This is a genomic window from Bacillus taeanensis, from assembly GCF_003318295.1.
Lineage (GTDB): Bacteria > Bacillota > Bacilli > Bacillales > UBA6769 > Maribacillus > Maribacillus taeanensis.
On sequence record NZ_QOCW01000012.1, the window covers coordinates 72,667 to 88,021 of the forward strand.

General features: G+C 35.4%; 18 protein-coding genes. 5 read left to right on the plus strand and 13 right to left on the minus strand.

From position 1 onward, the window contains the following. Positions 1–20: 20 nt before the first annotated feature. Positions 21–1,442 (plus strand): sigma-54 interaction domain-containing protein, encoded by a 1,422-nt coding sequence (locus tag DS031_RS12650; protein WP_113806427.1) that lies wholly within the window; start codon positions 21–23, stop codon positions 1,440–1,442. A 39-nt stretch (positions 1,443–1,481) separates the two neighbouring features. On the opposite strand, the gene DS031_RS12655 is transcribed toward DS031_RS12650, so the two are convergent. The 8 genes from DS031_RS12655 to DS031_RS12685 all read right to left on the minus strand — a co-directional run bounded on the left by DS031_RS12655 (position 1,482) and on the right by DS031_RS12685 (position 8,881). Then, a complete protein-coding gene (locus DS031_RS12655) occupies positions 1,482–3,098 on the minus strand; it encodes a M20/M25/M40 family metallo-hydrolase (RefSeq protein ID WP_113806428.1) in 1,617 nt (538 codons plus the stop codon). A 46-nt stretch (positions 3,099–3,144) separates the two neighbouring features. Continuing rightward, positions 3,145–3,936, minus strand: a complete 792-nt coding sequence (locus DS031_RS12660) for a GNAT family N-acetyltransferase (protein WP_113806429.1) — start codon at positions 3,934–3,936, stop codon at positions 3,145–3,147. A 36-nt stretch (positions 3,937–3,972) separates the two neighbouring features. After that, positions 3,973–4,551 (minus strand): NAD(P)H-dependent oxidoreductase, encoded by a 579-nt coding sequence (locus DS031_RS12665; protein WP_113806430.1) that lies wholly within the window; start codon positions 4,549–4,551, stop codon positions 3,973–3,975. 122 nt (positions 4,552–4,673) lie between these two features. Further along, the gene (locus DS031_RS12670) at positions 4,674–5,450 is read right to left on the minus strand and encodes a 3-hydroxybutyrate dehydrogenase (RefSeq protein ID WP_113806431.1); all 777 of its coding nucleotides are present in this window, start codon (positions 5,448–5,450) and stop codon (positions 4,674–4,676) included. A gap of 57 nt (positions 5,451–5,507) precedes the next feature. After that, complete coding sequence (locus DS031_RS12675; protein ID WP_113806432.1) at positions 5,508–6,827, minus strand: GntP family permease; 1,320 nt, start codon at positions 6,825–6,827, stop codon at positions 5,508–5,510. 23 nt (positions 6,828–6,850) lie between these two features. Beyond that, positions 6,851–6,997, minus strand: coding sequence for a hypothetical protein (locus tag DS031_RS23695; RefSeq protein ID WP_181833144.1), 147 nt, complete (start codon positions 6,995–6,997; stop codon positions 6,851–6,853). A 32-nt stretch (positions 6,998–7,029) separates the two neighbouring features. Then, entirely contained in the window at positions 7,030–7,257 is a 228-nt protein-coding gene (locus DS031_RS24465; protein ID WP_113806433.1) for a CoA-transferase, read from the minus strand. 259 nt (positions 7,258–7,516) lie between these two features. Further along, positions 7,517–8,881 (minus strand): sigma-54 interaction domain-containing protein, encoded by a 1,365-nt coding sequence (locus DS031_RS12685; protein WP_113806434.1) that lies wholly within the window; start codon positions 8,879–8,881, stop codon positions 7,517–7,519. Positions 8,882–9,018: 137 nt separating this feature from the next. On the opposite strand from DS031_RS12685, the gene DS031_RS23700 reads away from it, so the two are divergent. Further along, positions 9,019–9,195 carry a hypothetical protein gene (locus DS031_RS23700; protein ID WP_181833145.1) on the plus strand — a complete coding sequence of 59 codons (177 nt, stop codon included), beginning with the start codon at positions 9,019–9,021 and terminating at the stop codon, positions 9,193–9,195. Between the two features lie 50 nt (positions 9,196–9,245). Here DS031_RS23700 and DS031_RS12690 read toward each other — a convergent pair whose 3' ends face one another. From DS031_RS12690 to DS031_RS12710, 5 genes are all read right to left on the minus strand, one after another. After that, entirely contained in the window at positions 9,246–9,995 is a 750-nt protein-coding gene (locus tag DS031_RS12690) for a ZIP family metal transporter (RefSeq protein ID WP_113806435.1), read from the minus strand. Between the two features lie 211 nt (positions 9,996–10,206). Then, complete coding sequence (dat, locus tag DS031_RS12695) at positions 10,207–11,049, minus strand: D-amino-acid transaminase (RefSeq protein ID WP_425451966.1); 843 nt, start codon at positions 11,047–11,049, stop codon at positions 10,207–10,209. 124 nt (positions 11,050–11,173) lie between these two features. Further along, positions 11,174–12,130: a metal ABC transporter substrate-binding protein gene (locus DS031_RS12700; protein WP_113806437.1), complete on the minus strand. Its 957-nt coding sequence runs from the start codon at positions 12,128–12,130 to the stop codon at positions 11,174–11,176. A 19-nt stretch (positions 12,131–12,149) separates the two neighbouring features. Further along, entirely contained in the window at positions 12,150–13,010 is an 861-nt protein-coding gene (locus DS031_RS12705; RefSeq protein WP_113806438.1) for a metal ABC transporter permease, read from the minus strand. Beyond that, positions 13,010–13,753, minus strand: a complete 744-nt coding sequence (locus DS031_RS12710; RefSeq protein ID WP_113806439.1) for a metal ABC transporter ATP-binding protein — start codon at positions 13,751–13,753, stop codon at positions 13,010–13,012. The genes DS031_RS12705 and DS031_RS12710 overlap by 1 nt, the downstream gene beginning before the upstream one ends. A 503-nt stretch (positions 13,754–14,256) precedes the next feature. Here DS031_RS12710 and DS031_RS12715 point away from each other — a divergent pair. Genes DS031_RS12715 through DS031_RS12725 form a run of 3 tightly spaced genes read left to right on the plus strand, consistent with a single transcriptional unit; the run spans position 14,257 to position 15,355 of the window. Beyond that, on the plus strand, positions 14,257–14,496 hold the full coding sequence (locus DS031_RS12715) for a spore coat associated protein CotJA (protein ID WP_113806440.1): 240 nt from the start codon (positions 14,257–14,259) through the stop codon (positions 14,494–14,496). Beyond that, positions 14,489–14,752, plus strand: coding sequence for a spore coat protein CotJB (locus tag DS031_RS12720; protein WP_113806441.1), 264 nt, complete (start codon positions 14,489–14,491; stop codon positions 14,750–14,752). The genes DS031_RS12715 and DS031_RS12720 overlap by 8 nt, the downstream gene beginning before the upstream one ends. Positions 14,753–14,785: 33 nt before the next feature. Further along, complete coding sequence (locus tag DS031_RS12725) at positions 14,786–15,355, plus strand: manganese catalase family protein (RefSeq protein ID WP_113806442.1); 570 nt, start codon at positions 14,786–14,788, stop codon at positions 15,353–15,355.

Consider the following 15,355-nt stretch of genomic DNA (forward strand, 5'->3'; position numbering starts at 1 on the left):
CCTTAAAAAGGAGCTAACCTATGCAAAATGAGAATACGAACTCTACACTTAAAACACTCAATTACATTTACAAAAGCATTGTTGATGAAGTAGATGTAGGAATTCATGCTGTTGATCAAGATGGAAAAACAATTGTTTACAATAAAAAAATGATGGAAATTGAAGAAATGGATCGTCATGACGTACTAAACAAAAATTTACTTGATGTTTTTATGTTTTCTGAAGGACAAAACAGTACACTTGTAAAAGCATTACAGGAAGGACAGACAACAAAAAATGTGAAACAAACTTACTTTAATAATAAAGGGCAGGAAATTACAACGATCAATCATACTTATCCAATCATTAAAGAAAAGCAAATTATTGGGGCAATTGAAATCGCCAAAGACGTCACAAAACTTGAACGGCTTATTCGTGAAAACATGAATAAAAGAGGAAATACCCGCTTTACGTTTGACAGCATTATTGGTAAAAGTTTTCCGATTCAAGAGGTCGTTGAAAATGCAAAACGAGCCACGCGAACAGCTTCCTCTGTATTAATCGTAGGAGAAACAGGTACAGGAAAAGAACTATTTGCTCAAAGTATTCATAATAGAAGCATACGTTCCGCATGTCCATTTATTTCACAAAATTGTGCAGCACTGCCAGATAGTTTAATTGAAAGCATATTGTTTGGTACAAAAAAAGGGGCATTTACAGGAGCATTAGAGCGCCCTGGTTTATTTGAACAAGCAGAAGGCGGCACATTACTGCTTGATGAAATTAATTCTCTAAATCCAAATCTGCAGACAAAATTATTACGAGTATTGCAGGAAAAAACGATTCGGCGAATTGGAGACACAAACGATAAACAAATTGATGTTCGTATTATTGCAACAATGAACGAAGATCCAATTGATGCAGTGGCGAATAATCGATTAAGAAAAGATTTGTATTACCGTTTAAGTGTTGTTTCCCTATTTGTTCCTTCATTAAGAGAAAGAAAAGAAGATATTTTAGAATTAGCGGCACACTTTATTACAAAATATAATCAGGTTTTTCAAATGAATGTAAAAGGAATAGAAGAAAATGTGAAAAAGATGCTGCTTGCCTATGAATGGCCAGGCAATGTTCGCGAACTTGAACATATTATTGAAGGAGCCATGAATTTAATTGAAAATGAAGATAAAATTGACTATGTTCACCTACCTAGACAGTTTCGCCAGCGGTCAAAATTAAAAGACAATTGGTTATCTAAAAATACCTTTGAACACTTGTTTCATGAAGGAGAGATATCAAATAAAACATTAACTGAACAAATGGAAAAAATAGAATCCCATTATATACAAAAAATATTAAAAGCTAATCATAATAATATCTCTCTATCTGCCAAAGCACTCGGTCTCAGCAGACAAAGTCTTCAATATCGTTTGCGTAAGTACAATATCACTACTGTGACTTAAACTAGAAAGAACCGCTTTTAAAAAGCGGTTCTTTCTAGTTTATTGTAATAATTGAAAGATTGTATAGTTTAATAAATGAGGAAAGATTTCAAACGTATAATGAACATCAAGACGTTCTGTCCATTTATGTGCATCTTTTCCTCTCGGACCAACATTTATTACTGGAATATTTAACTCTTTTAATTCTTGAATTGGCAATGTATATTGACTGCCAAACAGCGGCATATTGCAAATCAACGGCATTAATGATTCTTTTGGCTGCTGAAGGCCGACGAAACTTAAATCTGATAAACCAGGAAAATAGCGTTGGTGTTTAAATTGAAGTTGATAATTTTCTTCTCCATATTTTTTTAGGTTCTTCATTGTTTTAATGACTGTGTTATTATGCCGAGAAGAAATGGCCGGATAAAACGGTGGACTGTAAAACAAAACAATCATTGGAGCCATATCCTTACATAACCCGGCAAGGTCATAAACAAGGCGAGTTGTTAAATCGCGATCCCCCAGCTCCTTATAATTTGCTACGATATATGCTTGACGTCTCTTTAGCTCTTCTTCCCCGTACTGCTGTACTGCTTCATCAAAAAGCTCTTCATAAGTAAGAACATTTACAGAAAACTTTTTCGGTGTGTACGACTGCCATTTCGTAAATTGATGAGCGCGTTCGAAATAGTGTTTTTCAATTTTATCAGCTGCCTTTTGTGCCGAAGCAAGCAGTGCTTCGGTCAGCTTATCAAGCGTCTTTTCCATAAATAACACATTAAAATTTGTAACAGCAACATGAGGAATTTGCACAGAATATTCTTCTTTTAAGTCTTTTTGCATTAAATTAGTTGGCGGCGGGGTAACTTCTCCTTCTACACTCTCGCAGTATTCAATATTAAGTTCTACTTCTTTTGTAATTTCTGCAGCCATGTAATTTGCATTTAATCCAGAAAACGGCTCACCAACATGTGTTTCCTGCCCGTAACAAAGAAAGCCCGGCAGCACTTTTCCAAGTGATCCCGTATAAATATAATCGTTAACATCACCTGGATAGTTTGTAAACATAGGCTCTGAATTCAGACAAGCTGTATACTCTAATTCATATTCTTTAGCAAGCTGCAGTAAAACAGGAGCTGCTTCCCTCATACCCGTAGAATTTGCTTCTTCATCCGGTACAGACAGAAGTAAAACGTTCCCATCGAATTTTCCTTCTGCAGCACGTTCAAGCATACTCATTTGCACCGCTAATCCTGCTTTCATATCCATCGAACCTCGCCCAAACAGCCACTCGCCTTTTTTTAAATCTTCCTGCACGCCTTGAGGAAATTCTTCAATATGATTATAAAAAGCATTTGTTAAGTCATAAGGATGAAATGCTAAGTTTTTCCACTCCCCGTAATCTTCCACGTCGACTACATCAAAATGACTAATTAAAATGACCGTTTTTCTTGACTTTCCATTTTTCACAAGGGCCGAGACAAACTTTCTTCCATCACTCGTTGGATGCAAACGTAAATGTGTGCGATGTTTTCTAAAATAAGAGATGTCTCGAAGCTGAAGTTCAATATATTCTGCAATCGCTATTTCTGCATTTGATCCTGTAATGCTTGGATGTTCCACTAACCTTGCATGCAAATGCATTAAAGAATCTTTTGTTTGCCACTTTGTCATCCTATCCTTCCTTTCCTGACCTAATTTTAATCATCCACTGCCTTTATTACGGCTTATAATAGTTCCACATTCCGATCTCTTCAAACCCTAACCTTTTATAAATTTTCCCTGCGTTTGGATTATCATAAAATAAACAAACCGTTTTTCCTTCAGACAATACTTCCTTACATAAAGCTGTGACACATAACGTTGCTAACCCTTTTTTCCGAAAAGCTGGCAGTGTACAAACTCCAACAATCATTGCTGACATTGAATTTTCGGCAATGGTGGAAGCACTGGCGACAAGTTCTTCCTCTTTTTCAATATAAACTGTACGACCTGTTTTTGATTCAAATACTTTTTTCATATTTTCACGTGTTGTAGGCTGTTCCGTAAAGTTTTCCATTTGAGACCGAAGCAGTAATAGTCGATCAATATCTGTTATTTCTGCCTTCTTAACGATTGATACATCTAATGAATGATCTAATTTTTTTTCGCTTTTTAATTCAAGAAAATTCATTGTTCTTTTTTTCGGAAGGTTAACCGTTAAAAAAGGTTCAATCTGCTCTGTCACGCCTTTCTTTCCAGTTAACCCTTCAAAACATTCATCACGATTAATGATTTCAGAAAACGCTTTTGCATCGTACTTTCCCTGCGCATAAGGCGTATAAATATGATAAAACCGAAGTAATATGGCACGGATGTTGTGCTCTTCGTCAAAGTCTCCCCACAGCTCGTGAAATTTCGTTTCAAATCTAAATGCCTCAATATCTCCAATCATAAATAAATTCATTGCTGCTTCTTTTTTTAAAAAATACAACACGTCGTCCGTATCGAGATCTGTTAATTTGCGAATCATTTTTTCTCCCCTTGTAATAACAACTGCCTCTACTAATTACAAATTTTTTGCGAATTCTTTTATCTCTTCAAGAATTTGTTTTCTGTTACCTTCTTCTATTTCAACTACATTCCCGTAATAGAGATGATCGATTACTTCTATACCGCAAAAATTAAAAATTTCTTCATCTGTTGTTTGGTTCATACTACGCAGGATTCCTTTTTGTTTATATACTTCTTTAGGTGTGCCTGTCGTACAAATTTGAACTGCTTTCTTGTTTTTTAACAGCTTTATTGGTGATTCATACTCTAATTCATACGCAAAACCGTAGGAAAAAACCCGATCAATATATCCTTTTAATATTGCAGGAAGCCCTGCCCACCACACTGGATAAATGAATGTAATAATATCAGTATTTTTAATATAGTTTTGTTCAACTTTGACATCATCATAGTAGTTTCCTTGTTTTGAAGCATGGTATTCTTCCATCGTTAAAATAGGATTAAAGTTTAGTGAATACAAATCCCTAACGATCACATGATCACCTTTTTCTTTTAATGCTGCTTCATAGTTCGTATAAATCGCATGATTAAAACTTTTAGAACTTGGATGTGCAAAAATAATAAGGTGATTCATGACACCCACTCCTCACATTTTTTATATTCATTTTTAAATGATTAGTTAAATTATCACATATTAACCAATAAAAAAACAATAAAAGCCGCCATCAGAAATATGGCGACTTTTAGCTTTTTTTATTATTGAGCTGTATAACCTCCGTCTATAACCACAGCTTGACCTGTTATCCCTCTTCCTTTCTCACCAGAAAGAAATAGTGCATAATCAGCAATTTCTTGAACTGAGAGAAGGCGCTTTTGAGGAACAAGTGGAAAAATCACTTCTTCAAGCGCTTTTTCAAATGGCACTCCCCTGTTTTTTGCTAAATCTTCAAGCTGACTTCTTACAAGAGGGGTATCAACATAACCAGGGCACAACGCATTAACAGTAATTCCTTGATCTGCTCCTTCTAAAGCAGCAACTTTCGTTAAACCAATGACACCATGTTTTGCACTGTTGTAAGCGGCTTTACCCGAAAACCCAATTAATCCATTGATTGAAGCCATATTAATAATTCTTCCAAACTGCTGTTCTTTCATGATTGGAAAAGCATGTTTAATTGCCATAAATGGTGCCTTTAACATCACTTGTATCATCTGCTCAAATTTCTCAGTAGGAAATTCTTCAATAGAGGAAACGTACTGAAGTCCCGCGTTATTAATAAGAATATCTAACCTGCCAAACTGTGATACGGTTTCATCGATTGCCCTTTTTAATGCTTCTTCATCTGTTACATTGCAGGTAAGTCCAACCGCCTCATAGCCTTGCTGTTTAAGCCTTTCTGCAGCTTCTTGTACTGCTGATTCATTTAAATCACTTAATACTACCTTTGCACCATTTTTAGCAAATTCAGAAGCGATTTCAAATCCTATTCCTCTTGCAGATCCTGTAATAAAAGCAATTTTATTTTCAACCAAACTAGTTTCCCCCTATCTTATATATGTATTATAAAACCTTATTGAAGCGCTTTCTATTTATATGCCCAATCCAATTGAAAAAAGAACAATAGCAAGCGCTAAACCAATTAAGGGAACAATTACTGTTAAAGCTCCTAAAGCCCAATAAGCATCCTTATGCGCTTCACCACAAATCGCTCGGACTGTTGTCACAACATATCCATTTTGCGGCAGCGTATCAAGCGCTCCAGAAGAAATTGCAATGGTACGGTGAAGTGCTTCTGGATTAACCCCCATATCCATATAATGAGGTCCTAAAATCGGTAATGCAATCGCTTGTCCTCCTGAAGCAGAGCCCGTTAATCCCGCAATGACACTAACCGCGATCGCCCCTCCGATCAGCGGACTTCCTGGAATATTTGTCATTGTATGAACCGCTGTTTCAAAAGCTGGAACTGCTTTTGAAACACTTCCAAAACCAACAACTGCCGCTGTATTTCCTATAGCGATAAGTGCACCTAATGTGCCATCAGAGACAGCAGCACCAAAGTTCGTGAAATATTTACGGTTTAAAAGATAGGTTGCGATAATACCACCTAATAAGGCAATAATTAATGCTGATTGTTTTAATGAATCATGAAAAATAAATGAAAGAATAAGTACCACAATAAGCGGCACAAGTCCTAAAAGGGGATGCGGCAGCGCTTTCTCCTTTACTACAGGATCATCTTCTCTTGCAGAGAATCGTTCACCATTTGCCACAGCTTTATTAATCATTCTTTTTAACCACCAATAACCAAATACCGCCATAAACACAGCCACAATTAAGCTTACTTCCCAACCTGCATATGGAGTTGTGTTTAAATACTCTATCGGAATCCAGTTTTGAATTTCTGGTGAACCCGCTGAAGTCATTGTAAATGTAACCGAACCAAATGCAAGTGAAGCTGGAATAAATCTTCGCGGTAAATCAGCCTGCTTAAATAAACTAACGGCCATTGGATAAACAGAAAAAGCAACAACAAATAAGCTTACCCCTCCATAAGTTAATACCGCACAAGCCAACACAATGGCTAGAACTGCTCGTTTCATACCTAAATTTTCAACAACCCATTTTGAGACACTATCGGCTGCTCCGCTATCTTCCATAACTTTTCCGAATACAGCCCCTAGTAAAAACATTAAAAACCATGCTGCTACAAAACTAGAAAAACCATTCATATAATTTCCAATTAAATTCGCTTGACCTTCTTCTGCAAGCTGCGGGAATAGCGGAAGACCTCCTGCAACCGCTACCACTAAGGCGCATAAGGGACCTGCCACAAGCAGGTTCATCCCCTTCATTGTTAAAAATATAAGAAGTGCTAATCCCCCAATTAATCCAATCATACTTATCATTCTATTTACCCCCTGTCATGTTATTAATAGGCTTCGAGTTTTACATCACTGCTAACAATAAGTTTCGGTTCGGTGACAGCTTGAATTTCTTCGATTGAGTAACCTTTTGCAACTTCTAACAATAATAAGCCTTGATTTGTTACATCAATTACTGCTCTTTCTGTAATCATTCGATCGACTATTTATGTACATATAGAAGCTGTTAAGCAGTTGTTAAGCGTTCAATGCGTTTTTCTTGGTCACCAACAATTAATTTTTGAACATAAATGCTTGGTGTATGAACGTGATCTCGGTTTAATTCACCTGTTTTAACAAGAGCTAAAATTAGATTTTCAGGAATTCCCCATAACCCAAAGCCACCCACCATAATTGTAGATCCATTCGGTATGTCTTTTACTGCATCATAAAATGAAGAAAGTACTGGTTTCATATAAAATCACTCCTTTAATAGTTTCTAACGATTTATAATTGCAAGTTCTATGCCAACTTTGTAAACCCTTACAAAAAAGAGGTTTATCTTTTTTTAAAACTTTTCTATTTCCATGTTCGTGGAATAAACGATTTACTTTTACTCATAAAAAAAGAATAGTTCATTGAAAAACAAACCTTTCCACAATCATGGAATCCATTCCATGATTGTGGAATAAATAACCGATACTATATTTCGTTTAACGGTAAAGAACTTTTTGCTAAAGAGAATACTTTTTAATTTTATTGTAGAGATTAGATTTACCGATTCCAAGCGCAGCCGCTGCTTTTAATTTATCATTGTGGTGCTTTTGGAGTGCAGCTGTAATCGCCTGTTTCTCTGCTTCTTCTAAAATCTCTTGAAGTTTCTTTTCGCTTAGTTGAATCCCACGTCTTTCTTTCAAATAATCTGGAAGGGAGTCAATTGTAATCTCGTTTCCGTTCGTAAGGTGTACGGACGCCTCAATAACATTTTCAAGTTCGCGTATATTTCCTGGCCATGGATACTCATAAAAAATCGTCAGCACAGACGGATTAATTGTTGTGATTCGTTTTCCTGTTCGATTTGCAGTCTTTAGTTGAAAATAGCGTGCAAGTTGTCCAATATCCTCCTTTCTTTCTCTTAATGGAGGGACATTTAATTGAATGACATTAATTCGATAAAATAAATCCTCTCGAAAGCTTTTTTCATTTACCATTTTTTCTAATGGCCGGTTTGTTGCAGCTACAATTCTTACATCTACTTTTTCAGTGTAAACACTACCAACACGTTCAACTTCTTTTTCTTGAAGAACACGAAGCAGTTTTACCTGCATGTGAAGAGGCATATCACCAATTTCATCAAGAAAAATCGTTCCTCCATCTGCTAATTGAAATTTCCCAATCTTTCCTCCTTTTTTCGCTCCAGTAAATGCTCCTTCTGTATAACCGAATAACTCTGATTCAAGCAGATGTTCCGGAATTGCTCCGCAGTTTACTTTCACAAAAGGCTTATGGCTTCGCTCACTTAGCTGATGAATGCTGTGAGCAATTAATTCTTTTCCTGTGCCGCTTTCACCTCGAATCAATATCGAAACATCTCCAGATGCTACTTTTTTTACTTGGTCTTTTAGGTGGTTCATTTTTTCAGATTCACCGATAAGATCTGCAAGCGTATATTTCACCCCGTTTTTTTCTTGAAATTCTTTTCGGTAATATTCAAGTTCCGATAATAACTCTCTTATATGAGTATTGATTTGCTGCCATTCTTTCGTATCTCGGTAAATAACTGTGCCAAGCGCCCCAATGATTTTATTTCCAGCACGAATTGGAATACGATTTGCAATCATATAATTGTCGTGAATAAACTGCAGATCAGCAATTTCATCCTGACCTGTTTGAACGACAATGTGCATCCTCGTATTTTCAATAATATCTGCAACATGCTTACCTAATACTTCCTCCTGCCGCACCCCTAAAAATTCGCAATATCCTTTATTTAAATAATTAATAAATCCTTTATGATCAACAACAACAATCCATTCGTAAGCGTTGTCAAGAATTTTTTCAAGCAGTTCTTCTTTAAAGCGATGATCTATATTAAGCACCTAATCCCTCTTCTCTATTAAACCTTTTTCTTTATGTCATTCTATTTATTTTATCATGAAGTTCACACATTCATTAGTTAAATAGATTAGATAAACGGGTATGTTTATAAACTAAAGACTGTTAAAGGAGGAGTTATATGAGAGATTTTAAATATAATCTTATGAAACTATTGGAGTACAGTAATGAACTTAAAGACTCTTATGAGCGTTTAGGAGAGGGAGAAAAGCAAATTGTAAAGCAAAAGTATCCTTTTACAGAGGATATTCCAGAAGTAAATGAAAAAATGCGAAAATGGTTTAATACGCTTATGTAGAAAGATGCGGGGGTTGACTTGAAACGACTTCAGTCAGTCCCCATATTATTTTAAAAAAACGTAAAGTAAGCTTTTGTAATAATAATAGCTGAACATACAATAAAACTGAAACGAAAAAAAGATAGCTGCTGATACGTTTTCCATAAAATTTCGTGGATTGCTACAAAACTAACCATCCCTACCGCACATCCCATCAGCCATGTGCTAATTCTCGTAAACGACTCATTAGCTGCTAAACCTACACTCATTCCAAGCCATGTTCCTAAACCAAGCACAAGTGCAAGCCCACATGCTGAATGAACAAAAATCATAAAAGATTTTCTTAATAAAAATAATGGAGAAATTAATGCCATTCCCTCTGGTATATGGTGTAAAAACAAAACAACTAGAAAAGCCGTAAATAAATCTTCTGAAGTCATCACAGCCGTACCAATTGAAATGCCGGTTGGAAAATTGTGCACAAGTATTCCAATCATTAAAAAGAAATAAGAATGCCAATTTTGATCTTGGAGGATAGAGAATTTCGTCATTTTCTCATGCAAAAAGTGATCCAATAATTTCATTATAAAAAAACCAAAACACATTCCTGCGAAAACTCCAAAAGAATCACCTGTTTGCAGTGTTTCTGGAAGCAATTCAAATAAGAGAATTCCTACTAATAAACCACCAGCAAACGTTTGAAACCAAATAAGATAACGCTTCATTACATAGTGAGTAAAAAATCCAAACATTCCTCCTAATATGTAACCAGCAAATCCAATCAATGAAGCTGTAAGAGGTATAAGTAATGGATAATCCAATTTTTCAACCTCATTTCATCTTACGGCATAATAATATAACTTTATTTCAAAACTCTTTATTTTATGTCCAAGTCCTCTGTATAAATTATAAGAAAAGCTCCTTCTACCATTTATTCTATTCGTAAAAGTATTTTTTTCTAATTTTTTCTCTCTTATTAATAGAAAAAGAAGAACATTCTCACATGTTCTTCTTTCCTTTGTACTTTCCATTTTATTTACTTAAGGTAATTTCAGCGGAAAAAGCGGCCTGAATTTTTTTAGTGATTTCTCCCGGCGTCCCTTTTTGGATAGCTGTACTATTCACTTCAATAATTGGCATCACTTCTTGTGTCGTACTTGTTACAAATACTTCTTCCGCTTCTTTTAGATCATGAATGGTAAAAGCTTCTTCTTTTACTTCAATTCCTAATTCGCTCGCTAGTTTTAAAACAACATTTCTAGTAATTCCACTTAAAATAAGATTTGTTGGAGGATGTGTTTGTAAAACTCCATTTTTTATAATAAATACATTTGTTGAGCTTCCTTCTGTTACAAGCTCACCACGATGGAAGATCGCTTCATCAACACCCGAATCGACTGCTTTTTGTTTTCCCAGCACATTTCCTAATAAATTCAAACTTTTAATATCGCAGCGCAGCCAACGGATATCTTCTGTAAGAATAGCTTTTATTCCTGTTAATTGTTTTTCAAAAGGTCGATCAATTTCTTTTGTATACGCTGTTAACACAGGGTTTACTTCATTCGGAAATGAATGATTTCTTAATGCTGCCCCACGAGTAATTTGTAAATACACTTGTCCATTATGTAAAGAATTTCGCTGAATAAGTGTAATGATATGTTGAGCAATTTCATCTAAAGTAAACGGTAATGGCAGCTGTATTTCATCTGCACTACGCTCTAGACGATTTAAATGCTCTCTGAGCGTAAATGGCTTTCCATCATAGATACGGATAACTTCATAAATACCATCTCCAAATTGATAGCCGCGGTCTTCTAGGTCAATCAAAACTTCTTCTCTTTCTATAATTTGATCTTGAAATAGAATCATGTAAATCCCTCATTTTCTATTAACCTTTTATTTTTTCTATATATTCATTTTAAAGGTAGACTTTATATTTCTCAATAAAACAAAAAGAAGTTAGAGGAATTTCCTCTAACTTTTAACAAAAACCATTCTGTTATTTTGTTAATCCTTCAAGAACCGTTTTAATATTCCATTCCATCATCTTAATATACGTATCCCCGTCTTCGCCTGGTTTTCCTAATGAATCAGTAAATACTTTGCCAATAATCGGTACGCCTGTTTCAGCAGATACGGTTTCCATGCTTCGTGCATCAATGCTTGTTTCTAGGAATAAACCTTTAATTTCGTTTTCATTAATAATATCAACAATTCTTGTAATTTGATCCGGAGTCCCTTGGTTTTCTTGATTAATTTCCCAAATATATTCTCCTGTAAAGTTGTAAGCATCACTGAAGTATTTGAATGCTCCTTCACTTGTAACAAGGACACGTTCTTCTTCAGGGATTTCATTAAATTGTTCTACTGCTGTTTGATGAAGTGCCTCTAGTTTTGCAATATACTCCTCTGCATTCTTCTTATAAACCTCTGCATTGTCTGGATCAACCTTGATAAGTGCATCTCTTGCGTTTTCTGCATACTTAATGCCATTACGGACATCTAACCATGCATGAGGGTCTTCTTCTCCCTCTTTGCCTTTTGTTGTTAAATACTTTGCTTCTACACCTTCACTCATGCGAAATACTGGTGCATCTTCCCCTGATTTTCCTGCTGTTTCCATCAATTTATTAAACCACGCATTTCCTGCTTCTAAGTTTAAACCATTGTAAAAGACAGCAGCAGCATCTGTTGTTTTTTGAACATCAACCGGCAGTGGATCATATTCATGCGGATTTGAACCAATTGGTGCTAAACTATGAATCTCAACGTGATCTCCGCCGACATTTTTTACAATATCATAGATAATGGAATACGTTGTCACAACTTGAAGTTTTTCTCCATCCTCATTTCCTTGGGACACTTTACTACCATTTTCTTCATTACTGCTGCATGCAGCAAGTAATAATACTGTAATCATCATTGTTAATAAAAATTTGAAACTTTTTTTAAACATTCCTCATACCCCTTTTTTATTATTTAGCCAATGCGGCTCTTTTCTTTTTCACTTTTAGTGTACGCCATACGATTCCATGTTTTGGTGAAAATAAAAATACCATGATAAAAATAGCAGTTGCTGAAAGAACAATGGTCGCTCCAGACGCTAAGTTATAGGTAAAACTAAAGTAAAGACCGACAACTGATGAAACCACTCCAATTCCAGCAGCAAGAAAAATCATGATCCATAACCTCTCTGTTAACAAATAAGCTGCAGCAGCAGGTGTAATCAGCATCGCAACTACTAATACGATTCCAACTGTTTGAAGTGATGCTACAGTTACCATTGTTAAAAGTGTCATAAGAAAATAATGAATTAATTGAATTGGAAGCCCATAAGCTGCTGCCATCGTTGAATCAAACGAAGTAACTAATAGTTCTTTATAAAATACATAAACAGCTCCTAATACAATAATTCCAATCACTAATGTGATCCACATATCAGATGACCTTACTGCTAACACATTACCAAACAAAATATGATACAAGTCTGTGCTGCTTTTAAGCATTGTAATAATAATAATGCCGGCAGCAAATGCAGCTGTAAACATAATTCCAATCGAAGTATCATGTTTAATGCGGCTGTTTTGACTAACAAATCCTATTGCGATCGCAGTTAAAACCCCGGTAAATACCGCACCGAAAAAGAAGTTAATACCAATTACATAGGAAATCGCTACCCCTGGAAGAACAGCATGTGAAATGGCTTCTCCCATAAGAGCCATTCCTCTTAAAATAATAAAGCAGCCAATCACACCACAAATAATCCCTACCATAGTTGATGTTAATAATGCTTTTTGTAAAAAACTGTACTGCATTAATGCTTCCATAAAAGCCATTATACCGTCACTCCAATCTCATTCATAAAAGCAAATTGGCCTTTATAAGCTTTTGCCATTACTTCGGGCTTGAATACCTCGTCTACCTTACCGTAACTAATTAATTCTTTATTTAATAAAATGAGTTCATCAAAATAATTATTTGCTTTACTTAAATCATGATGCACAACAACAACTGTTTTTCCTTCGTTACGGATTTCTTTTAAAATGTTAACAATTGTTTCCTCACTAGCTACATCAACCCCTACAAATGGCTCATCGAGAAAAAACAGTTCCGCTTTTTGAGCTAGTGCTCTTGCAAGGAACACACGCTGCTGTTGCCCCCCGGAAAGTTCACCAATTTGTCTCGTGCTGTATTCTTCCATACCAACTTTCTCTAAACATTTTAGGGCCCATTCTTTTTCTTTTTTTCTTGGACGCTTAAACAAGCCTAAATTAGGATAGGTGCCAATTAATACAGCCTCAAGCACCGTAATTGGAAAATCCCAATCAATAGCATTACGCTGGGGAACATAAGCAATCTTCTTTCTCACCTGTTTAATCGTGTTACCGTAAATTTTCACTTCACCCTTATCTCTTGGAATAAGGTTTAGCATTGCTTTTAAGAACGTTGACTTACCAGCACCATTTGGACCGATAATCCCGACTAAATTTCCAGGTTCAACTGATAAGCTTATACCTTTTACCGCTTCATTTCCAAAATAGGAAACATGAAGGTCTTCAATTGAAATTGCAGAAACCATTAATGTTCCACTCCTTTTATTTATTAGATTATATTCATTCCTAAATATTTTTTGGTTTAATAATCATTTTTTAGCTTGTGTTATAAGTTTTGCCTGAAGGAAACTTTTTGGGTAAAAAAATAAACAGCAATTTTTCCCTACTTTAAATAAATCTATCTTTAACATATGGTCAAATGTCTAAATTAGTGCTTTTCCATATCATTTTTCACACACTCATATTAAATGGACAAACGTAAAAATGTTTCCCTAATACAAAATCTAAAGGATAAAGACTTTTCTGTCAATACATTTTTATAAATAAAAATGGATTCATATAGAGAAGAATTGAATATACCATTCATAAAAACTCGACCTCAAAATGAATAAAATGTCCTCAAATAAAGTAAAGGCTAGATTGTTACTCACTTAATATTCTTAACTCTAACTTATTAAAATAGGCATTAGAATGATTGTCCACTGAATACGCTTGTTATGTGTGAACTTTTTTATTAAGGAGGAACAGTATGTATACCCAACGGAAAACATATTATCCATATATAAGTCCGTTCGATCCCTGCCCCCCTATGAGAGTTAAAACATATGAAACGCCGCCAAATCTCTATATGGGGTTTCAACCATATGGTTTACCTCAATATTCTCCACAACAAGCGTTAAAACTAGGTACGCTTTGGCCTGCTTTATTCAGCCCATATGATAACCCTTATAAGTCACATGAGGGAATGGGAGGAAAACGAGATGGCTAAACAGCTGCCTGAAGAATTTTATATGTTAATGGAAGAATTACAAGCTGTAGACTTTGTACTTGTTGACTTAACACTTTACTTAGATACACATCCAAATGATGTGGAGGCAATTCGTCAATACAATCATTGTGCAAAAGAAAGAAAGCGATTAAAGAAAAAGATTGAATCAATTTATGGACCGCTTCAGCAATATGGAAACAGTTATGTTGGCTCCCCATGGAACTGGGATGATGCACCTTGGCCTTGGCAACTGTAAGGAAACAATCATGTAAGGAGGGGTTATACTTTAATGTGGATTTATGAGAAGAAATTACAATACCCTGTTCGTGTAAGTACTTGTAATCCTACATTAGCAAAATATTTAATTGAACAATATGGTGGAGCAGATGGTGAACTTGCTGCGGCTCTTAGATATTTAAATCAACGTTATACGATTCCAGATAAAGTTGTAGGTCTTTTAACTGATATTGGAACAGAAGAATTTGCCCACTTAGAAATGATTGCAACAATGGTTTATAAGCTAACAAAAGATGCTACCGCGGAACAGATGAAAGAAGCGGGATTAGGTGCGCATTATGCTAATCATGATAAGGCATTATTTTACCATAATGCATCAGGTGTACCATGGACAGCAAGTTATATCGCTGCTAAAGGTGATCCTATCGCTGACTTATATGAGGATATCGCCGCTGAAGAAAAAGCACGTGCAACCTATCAATGGATTATTAATATGTCAGATGATCCTGATTTAAACGATGGATTAAAGTTTTTACGAGAACGAGAAGTGATTCATTCGCAGCGTTTTCGTGAAGCGGTTGAGATATTAAAGGAAGAAAGGGATCGTAAAAAAACATTTTAA

What these genes read in the sequence shown, in the direction of transcription:
- DS031_RS12650 (WP_113806427.1), top strand. Translation starts at nt 21, where the DNA reads ATGCAAAATGAGAATACGAACTCTACACTTAAAACACTCAATTACATT.
- DS031_RS12655 (WP_113806428.1), bottom strand. Translation starts at nt 3,098, where the DNA reads ATGACAAAGTGGCAAACAAAAGATTCTTTAATGCATTTGCATGCAAGG.
- DS031_RS12660 (WP_113806429.1), bottom strand. Translation starts at nt 3,936, where the DNA reads ATGATTCGCAAATTAACAGATCTCGATACGGACGACGTGTTGTATTTT.
- DS031_RS12665 (WP_113806430.1), bottom strand. Translation starts at nt 4,551, where the DNA reads ATGAATCACCTTATTATTTTTGCACATCCAAGTTCTAAAAGTTTTAAT.
- DS031_RS12675 (WP_113806432.1), bottom strand. Translation starts at nt 6,827, where the DNA reads ATGATAAGTATGATTGGATTAATTGGGGGATTAGCACTTCTTATATTT.
- DS031_RS23695 (WP_181833144.1), bottom strand. Translation starts at nt 6,997, where the DNA reads ATGATTACAGAAAGAGCAGTAATTGATGTAACAAATCAAGGCTTATTA.
- DS031_RS24465 (WP_113806433.1), bottom strand. Translation starts at nt 7,257, where the DNA reads ATGAAACCAGTACTTTCTTCATTTTATGATGCAGTAAAAGACATACCG.
- DS031_RS23700 (WP_181833145.1), top strand. Translation starts at nt 9,019, where the DNA reads ATGAGAGATTTTAAATATAATCTTATGAAACTATTGGAGTACAGTAAT.
- DS031_RS12700 (WP_113806437.1), bottom strand. Translation starts at nt 12,130, where the DNA reads ATGTTTAAAAAAAGTTTCAAATTTTTATTAACAATGATGATTACAGTA.
- DS031_RS12705 (WP_113806438.1), bottom strand. Translation starts at nt 13,010, where the DNA reads ATGGCTTTTATGGAAGCATTAATGCAGTACAGTTTTTTACAAAAAGCA.
- DS031_RS12710 (WP_113806439.1), bottom strand. Translation starts at nt 13,753, where the DNA reads ATGGTTTCTGCAATTTCAATTGAAGACCTTCATGTTTCCTATTTTGGA.
- DS031_RS12715 (WP_113806440.1), top strand. Translation starts at nt 14,257, where the DNA reads ATGTATACCCAACGGAAAACATATTATCCATATATAAGTCCGTTCGAT.
- DS031_RS12720 (WP_113806441.1), top strand. Translation starts at nt 14,489, where the DNA reads ATGGCTAAACAGCTGCCTGAAGAATTTTATATGTTAATGGAAGAATTA.
- DS031_RS12725 (WP_113806442.1), top strand. Translation starts at nt 14,786, where the DNA reads ATGTGGATTTATGAGAAGAAATTACAATACCCTGTTCGTGTAAGTACT.